Source organism: Pandoraea sp. ISTKB, assembly GCF_001721285.1.
Lineage (GTDB): Bacteria > Pseudomonadota > Gammaproteobacteria > Burkholderiales > Burkholderiaceae > Pandoraea > Pandoraea capi.
In genome coordinates this window covers 225,924-242,220 of the sequence record NZ_MAOS01000039.1, presented here as the reverse complement: position 1 = coordinate 242,220, position 16,297 = coordinate 225,924, and the positions used below count along the sequence as shown (strand labels likewise).

The window sequence follows — 16,297 nt, the reverse complement described above, 5'->3', positions numbered from 1 at the left end:
AGATGAGCGGCACCCGCATGCTGTCCAGCATTTCCTACTTCGGCATGCGCGGCAAGGAGGACCTGGGCGATGGCTATGCCGCGATCTGGCAGATCGAAACACCGGTCTCCATCGACGGCAAGACGACAGGGTCCATCGGAGGGCGCAACTCGAACGTCGGACTCAAGGGGCCGTTCGGCACGGCGTTTCTGGGCAACTGGGATACGCCGTATCAATGGTCGACGCTCTCCGTCGGCTCGCCGGTGCGCAATCCGTACACCGGTGACCTGAGCACGATCCTGAGCAATCCGGGCTTCAACGTGCCGAACACGACCACGCAGTCTGGGCGTGTCAACAATGCGGCCGATGCCACATTCAACCGCCGTCAGGGCAACTCGCTCCAGTACTGGACACCCGAATGGGCGGGGCTGCAATTGCGGTTCTCTTACTCGCTTTCCAACGGCCGGGTGACGACGCCCGCAGGTGAAATTTCGCCGCAGGTCTTCGGTGCCGGACTGGAGTACGTGAACGGCCCGCTGCGCTTTCGCTATGCCTATGAGCTTCACAAAGACTACTTCGGTCTGGCATGGCTCGGAGCGCCGGCGAGCGCGAATCCGTCGAACGCGGGGTCGAAGGCCACGGGCTCGACCGACGACGCCCACAAGGTGCTCATCGTGTTCACGTACGCGAACACGAAGTGGGTCGCGGGCTGGGACCGGTTGACGTATCGCACCGACGACGGCACCGCCGGCAATCTCAACCGTTACCGCCGCGACGCCTTCTACGCGATGGTTCAGCACTTCTTCGGCGGAGGACGGCACTCCGTCTGGCTCGGCGGCGGTTTCGCGATGAACGGCGCGTGCTCGCGCGTGGGCGGGTCCACCTGCAACACCGACGATCTGGGCGCGACGCAACTCAATCTCGGCTACCGCTACGACTTTTCCCGACGGACCGACGTGTACGTCGCGTACTACCAGGTCATCAACCGGGCGTGGGGCAGCTACGGCTTTTCCCCGCGTCCGAATTTCGGCGCCAACGGTGGAAGTGCGCCGCCAGGTGTGCATTACCGAGGCATCGGTGTCGGTATCGAGCACACCTTCTGATCCGCCATGCCTCATCAATTTTCCATCCCCCTGATTCACGAGATTCACAGGAGACGATCTTGAGTACGACACAACCGGGCTTCGACAGCATTGTCGAGCGAGAGAAAGGACTGCACCGCGGCTTGAGCAGCGGGCAGTTATCGATGATTGCAATTGGCGGGGCCATTGGTACGGGCCTCTTTCTGGGAAGCGCGTTTGCCATCGGCTTCGCCGGGCCGAGCGTGCTGTTGAGCTATGCCATCGGCGGCGCCATCGCGCTGTTGCTGATGGGGTGTCTGGCGGAGATGACGGTCGCGCATCCCACGTCGGGATCGTTCGGCGCATACGCCGAGCATTACATCGGGCCGCTGGCCGGGTTTCTGGTGCGCTACGGCTACTGGTCGTCGATCGTGTTTGCCGTCGGCACCGAGGTCACGGCTATTGCCGTCTACATGAAGTACTGGTTTCCGGCCGTGCCGGGCTGGTACTGGATCGTTGGCTTCTCGGCGGGCCTGATAGCGATCAACGCGGCCAGCGTCAAGGTGTTCGGCGCGGTCGAATATGCGTTCTCAATGCTCAAGATCGTGGCCATCGTCGGGTTCCTGATCCTCGGCGCGTACATCGTCTTCCGTGCGCCTGAGGCGAGCGGCATCGGGCTGGCGAATTACACGTCGCATGGCGGGTTCTTCCCGAAAGGCGCGTGGGGCATGTGGGTGGCCGTGATCGTGTCGATCTTCAGCTACCTGAGCATCGAGATGATCGCGGTGGCGGCGGGCGAAGCGCAGGATCCGCAACGCGCGATCACCCGTGCGTTTCGCGCGACGATGTTCCGGCTCGTGTTCTTCTACCTGCTGACATTGGCGTTGACGCTGGCGATCGTGCCGTGGAACGCGGCCGGGGAAGACGGTAGTCCGTTCGTCAAGGTGATGGCGGCCACGCATATCCCGGGGGCGGCTGGCGTCATCAATCTGGTGATTCTGGTCGCCGCGCTCTCTGCGATGAACAGTCAGCTGTACATCACCACCCGCATGATGTTCTCGCTCTCACGTGCCGGGTATGCGCCGCGTCGCTTTGGCGAGGTCAGCCGCAACGGGGTGCCTGTCGCCGCGCTGATGCTCTCGACCATCGGCATTGCGCTCGCGGTCGCACTCAATGTGATGGCGCCGCAAGCGTCGTTCACGCTGATGATGTCCGTGTCGATGTTCGGTGCGATGTTCACGTGGCTGATGATCTTCGTCACGCATCTGTACTTCCGCCGGGCGCACGACGCGAAGTCGCTGGGCTTTCGCATGTGGGGGTATCCGTACGCCAGTCTGGCGGGGGCGCTGCTGATGCTGGCGACGCTCGTCACGACCTATTTCACCGACGAGTTCCGCATGACGCTGATCTACGGCGTGCCGTTCGTGGTGGCGTTGTCGGTCGTGTACGCGCTCTGGTACCGCCAACGTGATGGCGGTGCGGCCGTGCAGGCCCGGGGGCAGGGGAACTGACGCGCTAGGGCGTTCTACAGGATCGCGCCGGGCTGACGACAGCGGCGCGATCTTCGTGGTTCGCGAGACAGCTCGCCCCCGTGACGCCATGAGGCGGTCGCGGGGGCGAACGGATCCCGTCGTGCTTACTTTGCGGCAGCCTTGAGGCGCGTCGGGTCGACTTCGAGCGAAGTCCGCTTGCGCACGGCGTCGACGGCAGCGTCGTCGGCCGATTGACTGGCCGAGGGCTTCGTCGCACGGGCGGCGTCGTTCTGCATGATCGACTGGAGCAGCGTCAGCAGATCGCTACTGCTCGATGCGGACACCGGCGTCGTGACGTCGCTCACGAGTTTCGCCATCTCATAGCGCTGCACCTGCGTCGTCTGACTGGCCGAGCGGTTCGCTTGCGCGTAGGCAAGCAGACCGTTGCGGTACCCCACATCCACGGCACTCCTGGCCGTGTCCTCGACCTTCACGTACTCATAGTTCTGCGACTTCGGGTCGCTGGTCAGATTCAGCGGCACGCCGGCCCACAGCGAACGGTGATAGCTCGCACTCAGTGTCGCCTGCGTTTGCTGCCCAATGGTGCGATTGAGCATATCGGTGCCGCCGATCTGCGTGCTTTGCGAGATCTGATAGTTAAACGAATCGATCTCGGACGGACGCATCGGGTTCGGCGACTTCGGCGTCTGCGAAATCGAGGCGTTGAAGTCTGCCAGTCCGCTCAGCACGGACTTGTCGGCGTTGTTCAGCGGGATGCGCGGCAACGTGGCGGCCGGCGGGTAGTTGCTGTTCAGGCCCGTGAACGCGGCTTTGAACATGCTCATGAGCGAGGCGTCGCCGTTGCCCCGGCTCTGTGCCGTGTCGAACCGGTCGAGCCATGCGGCGAGCGCGGCTTTCTGGGCGGTCGGGCTGCCGATGGCCTGGAGATTCTTCAGATCGACGTTGACGTCGAACTTGCCGCTCGGGCCGTCGACGTGCATCGACCGCAGAGACGCATCGGCGTGGAACGTGATGGTCTGCGGCGCGCCGGTATTCGCGCCGAGCGTGGCCGAGAGATCCACGGACTTCAGGACCGACGAATCGAAGCCGGTCAGCCCGCTGAAGTCGATGACCGGCGGTTGCTTCGCGAGACCGTTGACGGCGTTCTGGAACGCATCGCCGAGTTTGCCGAGCTGGTCGCGTTCGGCATCGGTAAGCGTGCCCTTCGTCACCTCGAATTCGACCGACAGTCCGTCGTCGCTGCTGCCGAGCTTCACGGTGACCTGTGCGCCGCTGGCCGTGGTGATCGACAGCGCGAACTGGTTGTCGGCGCCGCCTTGCAGTTTCGATTGCTGCACCGCGAGATCGGCGTCGGTCGCGGGGGCGGCCGAGGTCGAGCGGAAGACGCTTTGCGAGAACGACGTCGCGCCCTTGGAGATGGCGGAAAGCAGCGTCGAGCCAAGCTGGTCGATCCGATTGCCGAGCGAAGTCGTCGACATGTTGCCGGACATCAGGAGCGAGATGGCGTCCGACGGCACTTGCTGCCAGTTCAGCACGGCGCCATTGGCGACGGGCTGGGCGTACGTCGGCCAGTTGGCGACGGGCGGCGCCTGCGTGAGCGTGACGCGGGTCGAGTCGACGGTGCCGGTCACTGCGCCAGTCGCTGGCACGTTGCCGGTACCGGTGGCATTCGCGGTGTTCGAGGCGTTCGCTGCCCGCGAGGCAATGTCGCCGGTCGTGAGCGCGAGGAGGTTCGTGGCTGTGTTGATAGACGTCATCGGGGGGCGTGTCGTCGGTTGTCCTTGTAAGCCCCGGTAAGGAAACCAGGGCGATCAACAGCATTAACGACCTTCAGACGCCAATATTTAGGGCGGCTCCTCATTTTCAGCGGGGGCGGGCCGATTCCGGCGCTGACAGACCTTCAAGCCATCCCGGCCGCGGGACTTGCCCCCGAGGGGCGTTACATGGCATTATGAAACATCAAAAGTTACGAATAACGCCAATCCATCCTCGGGAGTTGAGCCATGCAACAAGACACCATCGCGATGTTCGACCAGCACGCTGCCACGTACGACCAGACGTGGCGCGCCATGGCGCCCCTGCGCGACGCGATGCAACTGGTGCTGGACAATGTCTTCGCGCCGTTGCCGGCCGATGCACACGTACTCAGTGTCGGTGCCGGCACGGGGGCGGAGATTCTTTATCTCGCCGAGCGTCATCCGGACTGGCGTTTCACGGCGGTGGAGCCGTCCGGGCCGATGCTGGACGTCTTTCGGGCCAAGGCCGAGGCGCAGGGGATTGCGTCGCGGTGTCGTTTCCACGAGGGATTTCTCGATTCGCTGCCCGAGAGCGCACCGTTCGATGCCGCGACGTCGATTCTCGTCTCCCAGTTCGTGATGGATCCGGCCGAGCGCCGCGCCTTTTTCCGGGGAATTGCCAGACGGCTGCGCCCCGGCGGCTATCTCGCGAGCGCGGATCTTGCATGTGACATGACGTCCATCGCCGGAAGCCGCTTGCTTGAGGTATGGTTCGAGATGATGTCGGTGTCGCCGGAAGCGCGTGAGCGTGCGCAAGGCATCTACGGCTCTCAGGTGGCGGTGGTGCCGCCCGAGGCGATGGACGACATCCTCCGCGAAGGCGGTTTCGACGTGCCGGTGCGTTTCTTCCAGAGTGGCCTGATCCACGCCTGGTTTGCGCGTCAGGCGCTCGACGTTCGAGGAGCGTGACCAGAACCAGTGATGAAAGGAAACAATGAGAAGCGATAGCCGACTGTCTCGAATGCTGCACGTGCTGCTGCACATGGCGCGGCACGATGCGCCGTTCACCTCCGAGCAACTGGCGCAGATGCTGAGAACGAACCCGGTAGTGGTCCGCAGGACGATGGCCGGGCTGCGCGACGCGGGCTACGTGCGCTCCGACAAGGGGCACGGCGGGGGTTGGACGATCGCGTGCGATTTACGTCAGGTCACGCTGCTCGACATTCACCGCGCCGTGGGCGGGCCGAACATCTTCGCCATTGGCGTCGAGAGCGACAACCCGGAGTGTGCCGTCGAACGGGCGGTGAATGCCGCGCTCGACGGCGCGTTGCGCGAGGCCGAAGCGATTCTGATTGCCCGGCTCGGTGCGATCTCGCTGGCCGATCTCGCCCAGAATTTCGACGCGCTGTGCGCGCAGCATGAGGCTGCGGCAAGCTGACGGGCGTTCAGCGTGAAGACGGGAATCGCCTTTATCCGTCGATTCCCGTCGATTCCCGTGATCCTGGTTCCCGCTGTCTCTCGTTACGGCTGCGGCGCGGCCAACTGCGCCTTGATAGCCGCTTCCGTCTTATCGTAATCGCCTTCGCCGAAGTGCGTGTAGACGATCTTGCCGGACTTGTCGACGAGGTAGAACGCCGGCCAGTACAGGTTGTCGTAAGCCTTCCACGTGGCGTAGCGGTTGTCTTGTGCGACCGGATAGGTAATGCCGAAACGACGGATCGCGTCTTGCACGTTCTTCGTATCACGCTCGTAGGCATACTCCGGCGTGTGCACGCCGACCACGACCAATCCCTGATCCTTGTACTTCTCGTGCCATTGCTTCACGTACGGCAGCGTATGGATGCAGTTGATGCACGAGTACGTCCAGAAATCGACCAGCACGACCTTGCCGCGCAGTTGCTGCATGGTGAGCGGCTGGCTGTTGAGCCAGTTGTCGATGCCGGTGAATTCGGGGGCGGTTCCGCCAGCGAGGGGGCGCGCCTGCGACGGAGCGCAAGCGGCGAGACCCGTGAGGGCGAGGGCGACGAAGGCACTTCTGAGCATGGTCAACATGGCAGTTTTCTCCTGGGCTGTGCAACCTGTGTAACCGGTGTGGCGGGTTACAAGGGGTTACGTGGGGGTACGTGGGGTCAAGTGAGTCGGTAGCCGTATTTCACTGCCCGGGCGTATCTGTCATGTGTGCAAAAAGCCGCATTTCGGCAATGTCGTGTATCGGAGCGGGGTCCAGATACACAGTGATACAAACGGGCGAAACGGTTAGGCTATAAAGCGGTCATCGACCGCGCCGCCGGTGCGGACCCACCTGGAGTTGATCCATGTCGTCCCCAATGTCGTCCCCCACGTCGTCCCAGCGGTCGTCTGAGGTGTTTCAGGGTTCCTGCCACTGCGGGGCCGTCCGTTTTGAGGTCGTCACGCCCATCGAGCCGGCCGCCCGCTGCAATTGCAGCCTGTGCCGGCGCAAGGGCGCGCTCATGACGCCTGCCTTTCCCGAAGCCAGCCTGCGCATCCTTTCGGGCGCGGAAGACCTGACCTGCTACCAGTTCAATACCCGGGTGGCGAAGCACTACTTCTGCAAGCATTGCGGCATCTACCCGTTCCATGCCTCGCGCACGATGCCCGGCATGTGGCGTGCGAACATCGGTTGTCTGGAAGGTGTCGACCCGTATGCGCTGGACGCTTCGGTGGCCGACGGGCAGAAGCTCTCCGTCGTGGAGGACGCATGAAACGCCTGCTCAGCGTGCTGGCATTTCTGGCGGGCGGCCTGAGCGTGGAAGCCGTGCACCCGTTGCAGTGCGATCTCGCCCCGGCGAGCCGCCGTGTGCTGCCGGAAACGGAACGTGGCCGGCGTCGCAAGGATCCCCCCTTGTCCGGGGATGGCAAGGGCCGTGTGCCGCAACGCGCGTCGCTATAATCGTCCGCATGGAAAAAATCGATCATGTGCTGATCGTCGACGACGATCGTGGGATTCGGGAACTGCTCGCCGAGTATCTCGAGAAGAACGGCATGCGCGTGAGCACGGCGGCCAACGGGCGCGAGATGCGCGCGGTGCTGGCCGACGGCGCCCCCGACCTCATCGTGCTCGACCTGATGCTGCCCGGCGACGACGGCCTCGTGCTGTGCCGCGAGCTTCGGGCGGGCAAGTTCAAGGCGGTGCCGGTGCTCATGCTGACCGCGCGCAGCGAAGAAACCGACCGGATCGTCGGGCTGGAGATGGGCGCCGACGACTACCTTGCCAAGCCCTTTGCCGTGCGGGAACTGCTGGCGCGTATCAAATCGGTATTGCGCCGCACGCGCATGCTGCCGCCGGGGATGCAGATCACCGAGACAGCCGAAGTGCTCGCGTTCGGCGACTGGCAGCTCGACACCACGGCCCGTCATCTGCTGGACACCGATGGCACACAGGTGGCGCTCAGCGGTGCGGAATACCGGCTGCTGCGTGTATTGCTGGATCATCCGCAACGCGTGCTTACGCGCGACCAGTTGCTCAACCTCACGCAGGGCAGGCAGGCCGACGCCTTCGATCGGTCCATCGACCTGCTCATCAGCCGTTTGCGCCAGCGCCTGGGCGACGGCGCGCGTGAGCCTCGCTATATCAAGACGTTGCGCAACGAAGGCTATGTATTCTGCGCGGCGGTCACCGTCGTCTCCGCTCCCGAATGACAACCTCTTCGCCGCCGGTCCCGGCCTCTGGATCCCTGAACTGGCATTGGCCGCGCTCGTTGTTCGCGCGGCTCGCCCTCATCCTTTTCGTCGGCCTCGCACTCTCGCAGACGTTCTCGTTCTGGCTCACCATGACCGAGCGCAACCGCGTGACGTCGAACATGATGAGCGTCTACATCGAGAGCGAGGTGGCGAGCTCGGTCGCATTGCTCGATCACCTGCCGGCGGCCGAACGCGCGCAGTGGCTGCCGCGTCTGGCGCGGCGCAGCTATCGCTTCGAACTCGGCACGGGCGTGCCCGGCGGCAAGCCCGACGAAGGCGCGGCGATGCAGGTCGCGCGCGTGATCGAAGAATCCATCGGGGTGTCGTATCCGGTGACGGTCGATAGCGTGCCGGGCGATGCCGACCGCCTTCAGGCGCATTTGCGACTGAGCGATGGATCGCCGCTCACCATCGACGTGTTTCCCACGCCGAATTTGCCGCTGTCCGGCTGGTTGCCCGCCATGCTCGGCCTGCAACTGGTGCTGATCGCAGCCTGCTGCTGGCTGGCGGTGCGACTGGCGACGCGTCCGCTGAACGCGCTGGCGAAAGCGGCCGATGCCCTGGGGCCGGATTTGCGCGCAGAGCGTTTGAAGGAGGACGGTCCGTCCGAAGTGGCGCGCGCGGCGCGTGCGTTCAACGCGATGCAGGAGCGTATCAGCGGCTACATGACCGAGCGCATGCAGATCCTTGCGGCCATCTCCCACGATTTGCAGACACCGATTACCCGCATGCGGCTGCGCGTCGACACGATGGACGACGAGGCGGCGGCGGTACGTCTGCAACAGGATCTGAAGGAGATGGAGTCACTCGTCAAGGAAGGCGTGACCTATGCGCGAACCTTGCACGGTGCGTCGGAAGCGCCGCGCAAGGTCGACCTCGACGCGTTGCTCGACAGCCTCGTGTGTGATTACGTGGACGCCGGGTCTCCGGTCACGCTGGAAGGGCAGATCGGTCACCCGATCGTGACGCGTCCACAGGCCTTGCGCCGAATCGTGGGCAACCTCGTCGATAACGCGCTCAAGTACGGCAACGTTGCGCATCTCGTGGTGACCCAGCGCACCGATGGCATTGACGTGATCGTGGCGGATCGCGGCCCGGGGATTCCCGAAGACATGCTGGAAGGGGTCTTTGCACCGTTCGTGCGCCTGGAGACCTCGCGCAACCGTCACACGGGCGGCACGGGCCTGGGGCTGGCGATTGCGCGTCAACTGGCGCAGGCGATGGATGCCACGCTGACGTTACGCAATCGCGAGGGTGGTGGCCTGGAAGCACGGCTTTCGCTCAAGGCCTAATCGACGAGTTGGCGACGAGTTGGCGATGAATTAGCGAAGCATTAGCGAGGTATCGACCGGGCATTTGTATCGTAGTTTGTCTGACGTTGTCGCGGGTACTTACGATTGCAATAAGCGCCTCGTCAGACAAATGGCAGATACGTCCGGGGAGTCTAATGGTTTCAACGGCGGCGCAACAGGCGCACGGCAGCCAGGCAGATGCCAGCACCGAACCTGAAGCGCTCGAACGTTACTTACCCTTAAATTCTCTGGAGTCTCACCATGAAAGCCCTTCTGATCGCTGTTTCGCTCGCTACCCTCGGCACCGCTGGCGCTGCTTACGCCGCTGGCACGGATCAAGTCCTGACGAGCACCGGCAACGCCGTCTCGGCCGCTCACTGGATGCCGGACAACGGCCCGTCGCTCACCACGGCACAAGTCAAGAAAGAACTGCAAAGCGCTGCCACGTCGGGTGAGATCGACTACCTGAACATGACGCTGTACAAAGGCGCATGACGGCTAGTTGCCGGGCCAGCAAGACTGGACATCCCCGAAAACGCCCGGCATCGCCGGGCGTCGCTGAGCGGCTTCAAGCTGACTACCGGCAGACTGCGGGCTGAGTTCTGCACCAAAGCAGGATTCGGCCCGTTTTCTTTTATTCCGTTATTTCTGTATTGACAGAAACAAATGAAATAACTAGATTGACGCTACACGGTACGAAAACCGAATCGGAGGCGTCATGAAAGTGCTGGTCTGTGGCGCGCGCGGGTTTATCGGCGCAGCGCTTTGCGAACGGCTCGAACGGGCCGGGCACCACGTGCTCAGGGGCGTGCGACGCATCGAGGCAGGCGACGATGTCGAGATCGACTACACGCGAGACGTTGCGCCCGCCCAGTGGGATGCCTTGCTGAGCGATGTCGATGCGGTGATCAATGCGGTGGGCATTCTGATCGAGGACCGTCGGCAGACGTTTGAGCGCGTCCACACGCGCGGGCCCATCGCCTTGTTCGACGCTTGCCAGCGTTGCGGCGTCGGCCGCGTCATCCAGATTTCTGCATTAGGTGCTCAGTCCGGGACGACGGCCTATTTTCGGAGCAAGCGAGCGGCGGATGACCATCTGCAATCGTTGTCCGTCGATGCGTACGTGGTGCGTCCCGCGCTGGTCTACGGTATCTCGGGGGCGTCGGCATCGTTCTTCCGCTCGCTTGCCAGCCTTCCTCTGCACGTGCTGCCGGGCGGTGGGCATCAACGGTTGCGCCCGGTGCATGTGGATGAGTTGGCGGAGATCGTCGAGCGGTTGTTGCGTGGCGCGCACGTTGACGAAAAGGTCGTGGAGATTGTCGGTGGAGAAGACGTGGCCTACCGGGAGATGCTGTCGATCTATCGTACGTCGCTGGGCTTTGGTCCGGCTTGCCGGGTGTCCATGCCGGGGTGGGCGATCGGCCTCGGGGCAGCACTGCTGGATCGCGTGCCCGGGTCGATGCTGACACGCGACACGTGGCACATGCTGCAATCGGGCAGCACCGGGGATCCCGCACAGACGCAGGCCATTCTTCAGCGTTCACCCGCTGGTTTGCGCACGTTCATCGGCGCTGACGCTTCGATGCTGCGTGATCGGGCGCTTGGCGCATGGCGCTCACCGCTACTCAGAGGCGTGCTGGCCGTGATCTGGCTCTGGACCGTCGTATCGAGCGTTTTTCTTTATCCGCGCGCCGACAGTCTGGCCATGCTCGCACGCAGCCATCTGCATGGAGGCTACGCCAGTGCGTCGTTCTGGCTGGCGACGGGAATCGACCTCGTGTTCGGCGTCATGACGATCGTCCGGCCGGGGCGCCGGCTTTGGCTGGCGCAGGCGGTCGTGATCGTGGCCTATTCGTCGATCATCGCCGTCACGATGCCGGAAATGTTGTGGCATCCGTTTGGTCCCGTGCTCAAGAACCTGCCCATTCTGGCCATTCTGCTGATGCTGTTCAGCGAGGACACCGCACCATGACGCTCTATCTCACGATCAAGGTCTTGCACATTCTGTCGTCGGTCCTGTTGGTCGGCACGGGATTCGGGTCGGCGTTTTACCTCTACTTCGTGAATCGCACACGCTCGGTGGCGGCCATCGCGGCGGTTTCCGGACTGGTGGTCCGTGCCGACTGGTGGTTCACCACGCCGGCGGTGCTGTTCCAGCCGCTATCCGGTTTGTGGCTGGTCCACACAGCGGGATGGGGGTGGAGTAGCGCGTGGGTTGTCGCTACCTTGATCCTGTATGCCATCGCCGGCGTGTGCTGGTTGCCCGTGGTGTGGATGCAGATCGAGATGACGAAGATGGCGCGTGTCGCTCAGCAGGCCGGCCGGGATACCTTGCCGGCGCGCTACTGGCAATTCGCGAAGCGATGGGAGCGACTGGGATATCCGGCGTTCGTGGCCATGGTGGTGATTTACTTCCTGATGGTGTTCAAGCCGACGTGATGGTGTGATGGCTTTCGTCGTCAATGCGACGACACGTAAATTGCATCGGCAAACGCGGCAGGAATGGCGAAGCTCTCGCGCATGCGTCGGGTTTCGGCGGCGGGCGTCGCGCCGAAGAGGCGCTTGAACTCCCGGCTGAATTGCGACGCGCTGGTATAGCCCACGGCATGGCTGGCGGCTTCTGCCGTCAGGTCCTGACGCACCATCAGCAAGCGCGCCTGATGCAGCCGCGTCGACTTCACGTACTGCATGGGCGAGACCTGCGTGATGGCCTTGAAATGACTGTGAAAGCTCGGAACGCTCATGCCAGCTTCTTCGGCAAGTTGCGTGACGTCGAGCGGGTCGGCATATCCGGCATGGATCAGACGCAGCGACCGGCCGATGCGGCCGAATTGCCCCCGCATCGCCAGCGCTTCACGCATGGCGCCGCCTTGCGCGCCGGTCAGTACACGGAAGTAGATTTCGCGCAGCAGGCCTTGTCCGAGCACGGCGGCTTCGAGCGGCGAACTCATGGCCTCGAGAAAGCGCAGCACGGAACCCCGCATCGGGGCATCCATCGGTGTGGACATCATGCTCTGCGGCGGCGCTTCATGCCGGGCCGTGCCTTCGCGGTCGATCTGTGCGGCCAATTCGGCGGCCATCGTAAAGTCGAGATGCAGATAGAGCGCCAGCAGTGGCCGGTCGCGTGTCGCGTCCGTCTCCATACTGAAGGGGACCGGGACCGACACGGCCAGATAATGATCCTCGTCGTATTGATAAAGCCGGTCGCCGAAGTAACCGCGCTTTCTGCCCTGACAGACGATCACGATGCCCGGATCGTACAGCACGGGCGTGCGTGAGAGCTTCCGATCGGAACGAAGAATACGAACGCTCGGCAGTGCCGTGAGGTTGTATCCCTCGTCGGGGGCAAGCGCGCGGAGCAGGGCAAGGGTTCGGGCCCGGTCACCTTGGGAGTTCGCCGGGCTGATCTTCTGCTTCATAGTTTTAGGCAAGATAATTAGTGAATTTCGGCTTAATAACCGCTTTTCGTAATACTAGTATGCACTCTCTGATGAATATTTTGGAGAGGCAACAATGGCAACGGGAAAGATTCTGCTCATTACGGGCGTCAGCAGTGGTTTTGGTCGGGCACTGGCGCAAGAGGCGCTGAGGGCCGGGCATACGGTCGTCGGAACGGTGCGAAGCGAGGCGGCGATGCGGGATTTCACGTCGCTATCCGAGACGCATGCGTTTGCTCGCGTGCTCGACGTGACCGATTTCGACGCGATCGACGGCGTGGTGGCCGAGATCGAAGCGAACATCGGTCCCATCGATGTGCTGGTCAACAATGCGGGTTATGGACACGAGGGGATTCTGGAGGAATCGCCGCTATCGGAGATGCGTCGGCAGTTCGATGTGAACGTGTTTGGTGCGGTGGCGATGATCAAGGCGGTGTTGCCGTTCATGCGTGCGCGTCGGCGCGGTCACATTCTGAACATCACCTCGATGGGCGGGCACATCACGATGCCGGGCATTACTTACTACTGCGGCAGCAAGTTCGCGCTGGAAGGGATTTCGGAGAGTCTGGGCAAGGAGGTCGCGCCGCTGGGTATCTCGGTGACGGCGGTAGCGCCCGGGTCGTTCCGCACCGATTGGGCGGGCCGCTCGATGGCCCGGACGCCTCGCTCGATTGCGGATTACGACGCGAGCTTCGATCCGGTGCGTCGTGCGCGGGAGGAGAAGAACGGGAAGCAACTCGGCGATCCCGTCAAAGCCGCGCGCGCGATGCTCACCGCAATCGACTCTGCGCATCCGCCTGCGCACCTGTTGCTCGGCAGCGATGCGCTGAAGCTCGTGAGGGAGCATCTGACGGCGCTGGAATACGAGTTCAGCCAGTGGGAGCCGGTCACGGTGTCGACGGACGGTTGAGTCTGAAAATGCAGCGACCCGCGACTTGCCTTTCAGCGCAAGCGCGGGCCGTATTACCCAATCAGAGCAGACCGGCGACTTGCGGAAGGAACTTGACGGGATTGAAGGTGATGACGCGGTAACTGGCGAGTCCGTGAATGTGGAACGGGTCTTGCGCGATGATCGCGTCGAGTTCCTCGCGCGATACCTTGCCGGAGACGACGATGATGCCGCCCTCGCGCGGATCCTTGGGGCCGGAGGCAATGAAGACCTCGCGTTCGTATTGCGTGGAAAGAAACGCACGATGCGCTTCGAGCTGGACGTCAACGGCGCTTACAGGTTGCAGATATGTCAGTTCGACGATGTACATCAGGCTGCCTTTATCGGGAAAAACGCGGCAAATGCCGCTCGGGAGCCAGTGTAGCAATTCGCCGGGGCTGACGCTGGACAGACGTTGTCCAGCGTTTCATCACGTGTGACAGCCATACCGACGCATACCGCAAGCGCTCGTCAGCCTCAGCGCTCCAGCCCCGCCCGATGCTTCTGATACTGGATCGCGGAGACGATTGCCACCCGCCGGATCGGTTCCGGAGGCAGCCACGTGGGGCGCTCGAAGCCCAGCGCGTCGGCCAGCTCGGGCGAATGGTGGCCACAGGCCATCTCGCCGAGCAGCTTGCCGAACATGCTGCCCTTGAGCACGCCCGCGCCATTGCACCCGAGCGACGTGAACAGCCCTTTGCGCACCTCGCCGAAGTAAAGTGCCCCGTTGCGGGTGAGCGCCGTCACACCGCCCCAGACATGCTCGAACTTGTGCGATGCCATCTGCGGATAGCGCCGCTGATAAGCGTCGGTGAGCATCGCGTCGACGTTGGCCATCGGGCGCTCCTTCTCGTACGAATAAGCGCTGCGCACGATGAAGCGGCCGCCGAGCGTCTTGCGTAGCGTGGTGCCCAGCCGGTTCGCCGGAATCACGCCCCATTCACGCGCCGGACCGAGCTTGGCCAGTTCGTCGGCAGATAGGGCCGGTGTCATCGCGGCGTACGTGTAGATGGTGAAGACGCGATCGCGCGCCAGCCCCAGCTTGCGGGCGAACCCGTTGTTCGCCACGATGACCTGACCGGCACGCAACTGCGCCGATGCCGTCGTCACCGTGAATGGCCCGGTGCCATCGAGCGTCACGACCGGCTCGTTTTCCCACAACCGGACATTCGCCGGCAGACTGTCCGCCAGTCCGCGCACGAGGGCCGCGGGTTGCACGAAGACATTGTTGTCTGAGTGATAGCCGTAGCCGTAATAGTCGGTGCCGATTTCGCTGCGCAAGGCGTCGCGCGTCAGCTCGCGGTAGGTCACCCCCCAGTCACGATATTGCGCCAGCGTGTCGCGCAGCCGTTGTTCGCCATCGGGCGTTGCGGCCGCGTGGTACTTACCGACGGGATTCCATCCGCAATCGATGCGGTGTGTCGTCACCAGCTCGTGAAGCCACTTCAGCCCGATGTCGTACAGACGGATCTGCTTGCGCGCGACTTCGACCGGGCTGCCGTGTCCGCCCATGCCGGTGTTGTGCGGCAGGTTGATGAGGAAGCCCGAATTGCGGCCGGCTGAGCCATTGCCGACAGTGGTGGCGTCGACGACCAGCACCGAAGCGTCCGGCCGAAGCTCCGCGACGCGACGCGCCGCCGCCAGCCCGGTGAAGCCCGCACCAATGACGATGACGTCGAAGCTGTGCCCTGCCGGCGCCTGCGTATGCGGCGCGCGTGCCGGCAGCAGGGCGTTCCAGCCGGCGCCCGCCTGATAAGCGGGGAACGTATCCCGCACGTGGCGGGAGGAAGTGACTTGATTGGACATGACAATAGAAATGCGGGGGCTTGCCGAAGGTGGCTAGGGGAGCGACGTCGCGAGTGGCGCCGGCGTCCGGCGTCTCGCGTTGTTATGCCGCCTGACTCTCGAGACTGCGCATCACTTCGGTTTGCACGGTGTTCCAGATTTGCGATTTGAGTTCGTTGTAGCGCGGCGAAAGCTGCACCTGTGCGTCGCGCGGCATCGGGAGATCGTTGGGCAGATCGCAGGCCACGCGACCCGGCCGTGCGCTCATGATCACCATGCGCGTCGACAGCATCAGTGCCTCGTCGATCGAGTGGGTGATGAACACGATCGTCTTGCCGCTCTTCTGATAGATCTGGAGCAGTTCTTCCTGCAACACCTGACGCGTCATGGCGTCGAGCGCCGCAAACGGTTCGTCGAGCAGAATGACGTCCGGATCGTTGGCGAGCACGCGCGCAATCGACACGCGCTGCCGCATACCGCCGGACAGCGCCTTCGGATAGCGATCTTCGAAGCCCTTCAGGCCGACCATCTCGATATAGCGGCGTGCCGTGGCGTAGCGCGTGGCCTTGTCGATCCCTTTCATCTTCAGACCGAAGGCGACGTTATCGAGCACGCTCAGCCACGGGAACAGCGCGTACTGCTGGAAGACCATGCCGCAGTGCGGGTCGATGCCTTTGACCTCGCGGCCGTTCACACGGATCTGGCCGGTGGTCGGTGCGTCGAAACCGGTGATTAGATTGAGCAGCGTCGACTTGCCGCATCCGGACGCGCCGAGCAGTACCACGAATTCGCCGCGTGCGATGTTCATGTCCACACGCTCAAGGGCCTGGAAGTCGCCGTAACGCTTCGACACGCCATCGATGGCGATCATCGTGTCCGACTCG

Annotated in this window: 18 protein-coding genes; 12 read left to right on the top strand and 6 right to left on the bottom strand. The window is 63.3% G+C overall.

From position 1 onward, the window contains the following. Positions 1 to 1,082 (top strand): porin (locus A9762_RS15925; protein WP_069342967.1); only part of this gene is annotated, 1,082 nt, incomplete at its 5' end. 59 nt (positions 1,083 to 1,141) lie between these two features. Further along, a complete protein-coding gene (locus A9762_RS15920) occupies positions 1,142 to 2,551 on the top strand; it encodes an amino acid permease (RefSeq protein WP_069342966.1) in 1,410 nt (469 codons plus the stop codon). 125 nt (positions 2,552 to 2,676) lie between these two features. On the opposite strand, the gene A9762_RS15915 is transcribed toward A9762_RS15920, so the two are convergent. Continuing rightward, positions 2,677 to 4,290 (bottom strand): hypothetical protein, encoded by a 1,614-nt coding sequence (locus A9762_RS15915; protein ID WP_083253968.1) that lies wholly within the window; start codon positions 4,288 to 4,290, stop codon positions 2,677 to 2,679. A 246-nt stretch (positions 4,291 to 4,536) separates the two neighbouring features. Here A9762_RS15915 and A9762_RS15910 point away from each other — a divergent pair, with 246 nt between their 5' ends. Beyond that, a complete protein-coding gene (locus A9762_RS15910) occupies positions 4,537 to 5,238 on the top strand; it encodes a class I SAM-dependent methyltransferase (RefSeq protein WP_069342965.1) in 702 nt (233 codons plus the stop codon). 25 nt (positions 5,239 to 5,263) lie between these two features. Then, a complete protein-coding gene (locus tag A9762_RS15905; protein ID WP_069342964.1) occupies positions 5,264 to 5,707 on the top strand; it encodes an Rrf2 family transcriptional regulator in 444 nt (147 codons plus the stop codon). Positions 5,708 to 5,790: 83 nt separating this feature from the next. On the opposite strand, the gene A9762_RS15900 is transcribed toward A9762_RS15905, so the two are convergent. Further along, a complete protein-coding gene (locus tag A9762_RS15900) occupies positions 5,791 to 6,321 on the bottom strand; it encodes a thioredoxin family protein (protein ID WP_069342963.1) in 531 nt (176 codons plus the stop codon). A 275-nt stretch (positions 6,322 to 6,596) separates the two neighbouring features. Here A9762_RS15900 and A9762_RS15895 point away from each other — a divergent pair, with 275 nt between their 5' ends. The 7 genes from A9762_RS15895 (at position 6,597) to A9762_RS15865 (ending at position 11,702) form a co-directional block, all read left to right on the top strand. Continuing rightward, entirely contained in the window at positions 6,597 to 6,992 is a 396-nt protein-coding gene (locus A9762_RS15895; protein WP_069342962.1) for a GFA family protein, read from the top strand. Beyond that, positions 6,989 to 7,180 carry a hypothetical protein gene (locus A9762_RS15890; protein WP_069342961.1) on the top strand — a complete coding sequence of 64 codons (192 nt, stop codon included), beginning with the start codon at positions 6,989 to 6,991 and terminating at the stop codon, positions 7,178 to 7,180. Before A9762_RS15895 ends, A9762_RS15890 begins: the two co-directional genes overlap by 4 nt. 8 nt (positions 7,181 to 7,188) lie before the next feature. Then, positions 7,189 to 7,929, top strand: a complete 741-nt coding sequence (locus tag A9762_RS15885) for a response regulator (RefSeq protein ID WP_069342960.1) — start codon at positions 7,189 to 7,191, stop codon at positions 7,927 to 7,929. Then, positions 7,926 to 9,263, top strand: coding sequence for an ATP-binding protein (locus tag A9762_RS15880; protein ID WP_069342959.1), 1,338 nt, complete (start codon positions 7,926 to 7,928; stop codon positions 9,261 to 9,263). Before A9762_RS15885 ends, A9762_RS15880 begins: the two co-directional genes overlap by 4 nt. Positions 9,264 to 9,524: 261 nt before the next feature. Continuing rightward, positions 9,525 to 9,758, top strand: a complete 234-nt coding sequence (locus A9762_RS15875; RefSeq protein WP_069342958.1) for a hypothetical protein — start codon at positions 9,525 to 9,527, stop codon at positions 9,756 to 9,758. 223 nt (positions 9,759 to 9,981) lie between these two features. Next, on the top strand, positions 9,982 to 11,235 hold the full coding sequence (locus tag A9762_RS15870; RefSeq protein ID WP_069342957.1) for an SDR family oxidoreductase: 1,254 nt from the start codon (positions 9,982 to 9,984) through the stop codon (positions 11,233 to 11,235). After that, a complete protein-coding gene (locus A9762_RS15865) occupies positions 11,232 to 11,702 on the top strand; it encodes a DUF2269 domain-containing protein (RefSeq protein ID WP_069342956.1) in 471 nt (156 codons plus the stop codon). Before A9762_RS15870 ends, A9762_RS15865 begins: the two co-directional genes overlap by 4 nt. 20 nt (positions 11,703 to 11,722) lie before the next feature. Here the strand turns inward: A9762_RS15865 and A9762_RS15860 are convergent, their stop codons facing one another. Beyond that, entirely contained in the window at positions 11,723 to 12,682 is a 960-nt protein-coding gene (locus tag A9762_RS15860; RefSeq protein ID WP_069342955.1) for an AraC family transcriptional regulator, read from the bottom strand. Between the two features lie 94 nt (positions 12,683 to 12,776). Here A9762_RS15860 and A9762_RS15855 point away from each other — a divergent pair, with 94 nt between their 5' ends. Next, positions 12,777 to 13,610 carry an oxidoreductase gene (locus A9762_RS15855; RefSeq protein WP_069342954.1) on the top strand — a complete coding sequence of 278 codons (834 nt, stop codon included), beginning with the start codon at positions 12,777 to 12,779 and terminating at the stop codon, positions 13,608 to 13,610. A gap of 61 nt (positions 13,611 to 13,671) precedes the next feature. Here A9762_RS15855 and A9762_RS15850 read toward each other — a convergent pair whose 3' ends face one another. The 3 genes from A9762_RS15850 to A9762_RS15840 form a co-directional block, all read right to left on the bottom strand. Next, entirely contained in the window at positions 13,672 to 13,959 is a 288-nt protein-coding gene (locus tag A9762_RS15850; protein WP_069342953.1) for a YciI family protein, read from the bottom strand. Positions 13,960 to 14,105: 146 nt separating this feature from the next. Then, the gene (locus A9762_RS15845; RefSeq protein ID WP_069342952.1) at positions 14,106 to 15,434 is read right to left on the bottom strand and encodes an FAD-binding oxidoreductase; all 1,329 of its coding nucleotides are present in this window, start codon (positions 15,432 to 15,434) and stop codon (positions 14,106 to 14,108) included. 82 nt (positions 15,435 to 15,516) lie between these two features. Beyond that, entirely contained in the window at positions 15,517 to 16,284 is a 768-nt protein-coding gene (locus A9762_RS15840) for an ABC transporter ATP-binding protein (RefSeq protein ID WP_069342996.1), read from the bottom strand. Positions 16,285 to 16,297 lie beyond the last annotated feature (13 nt).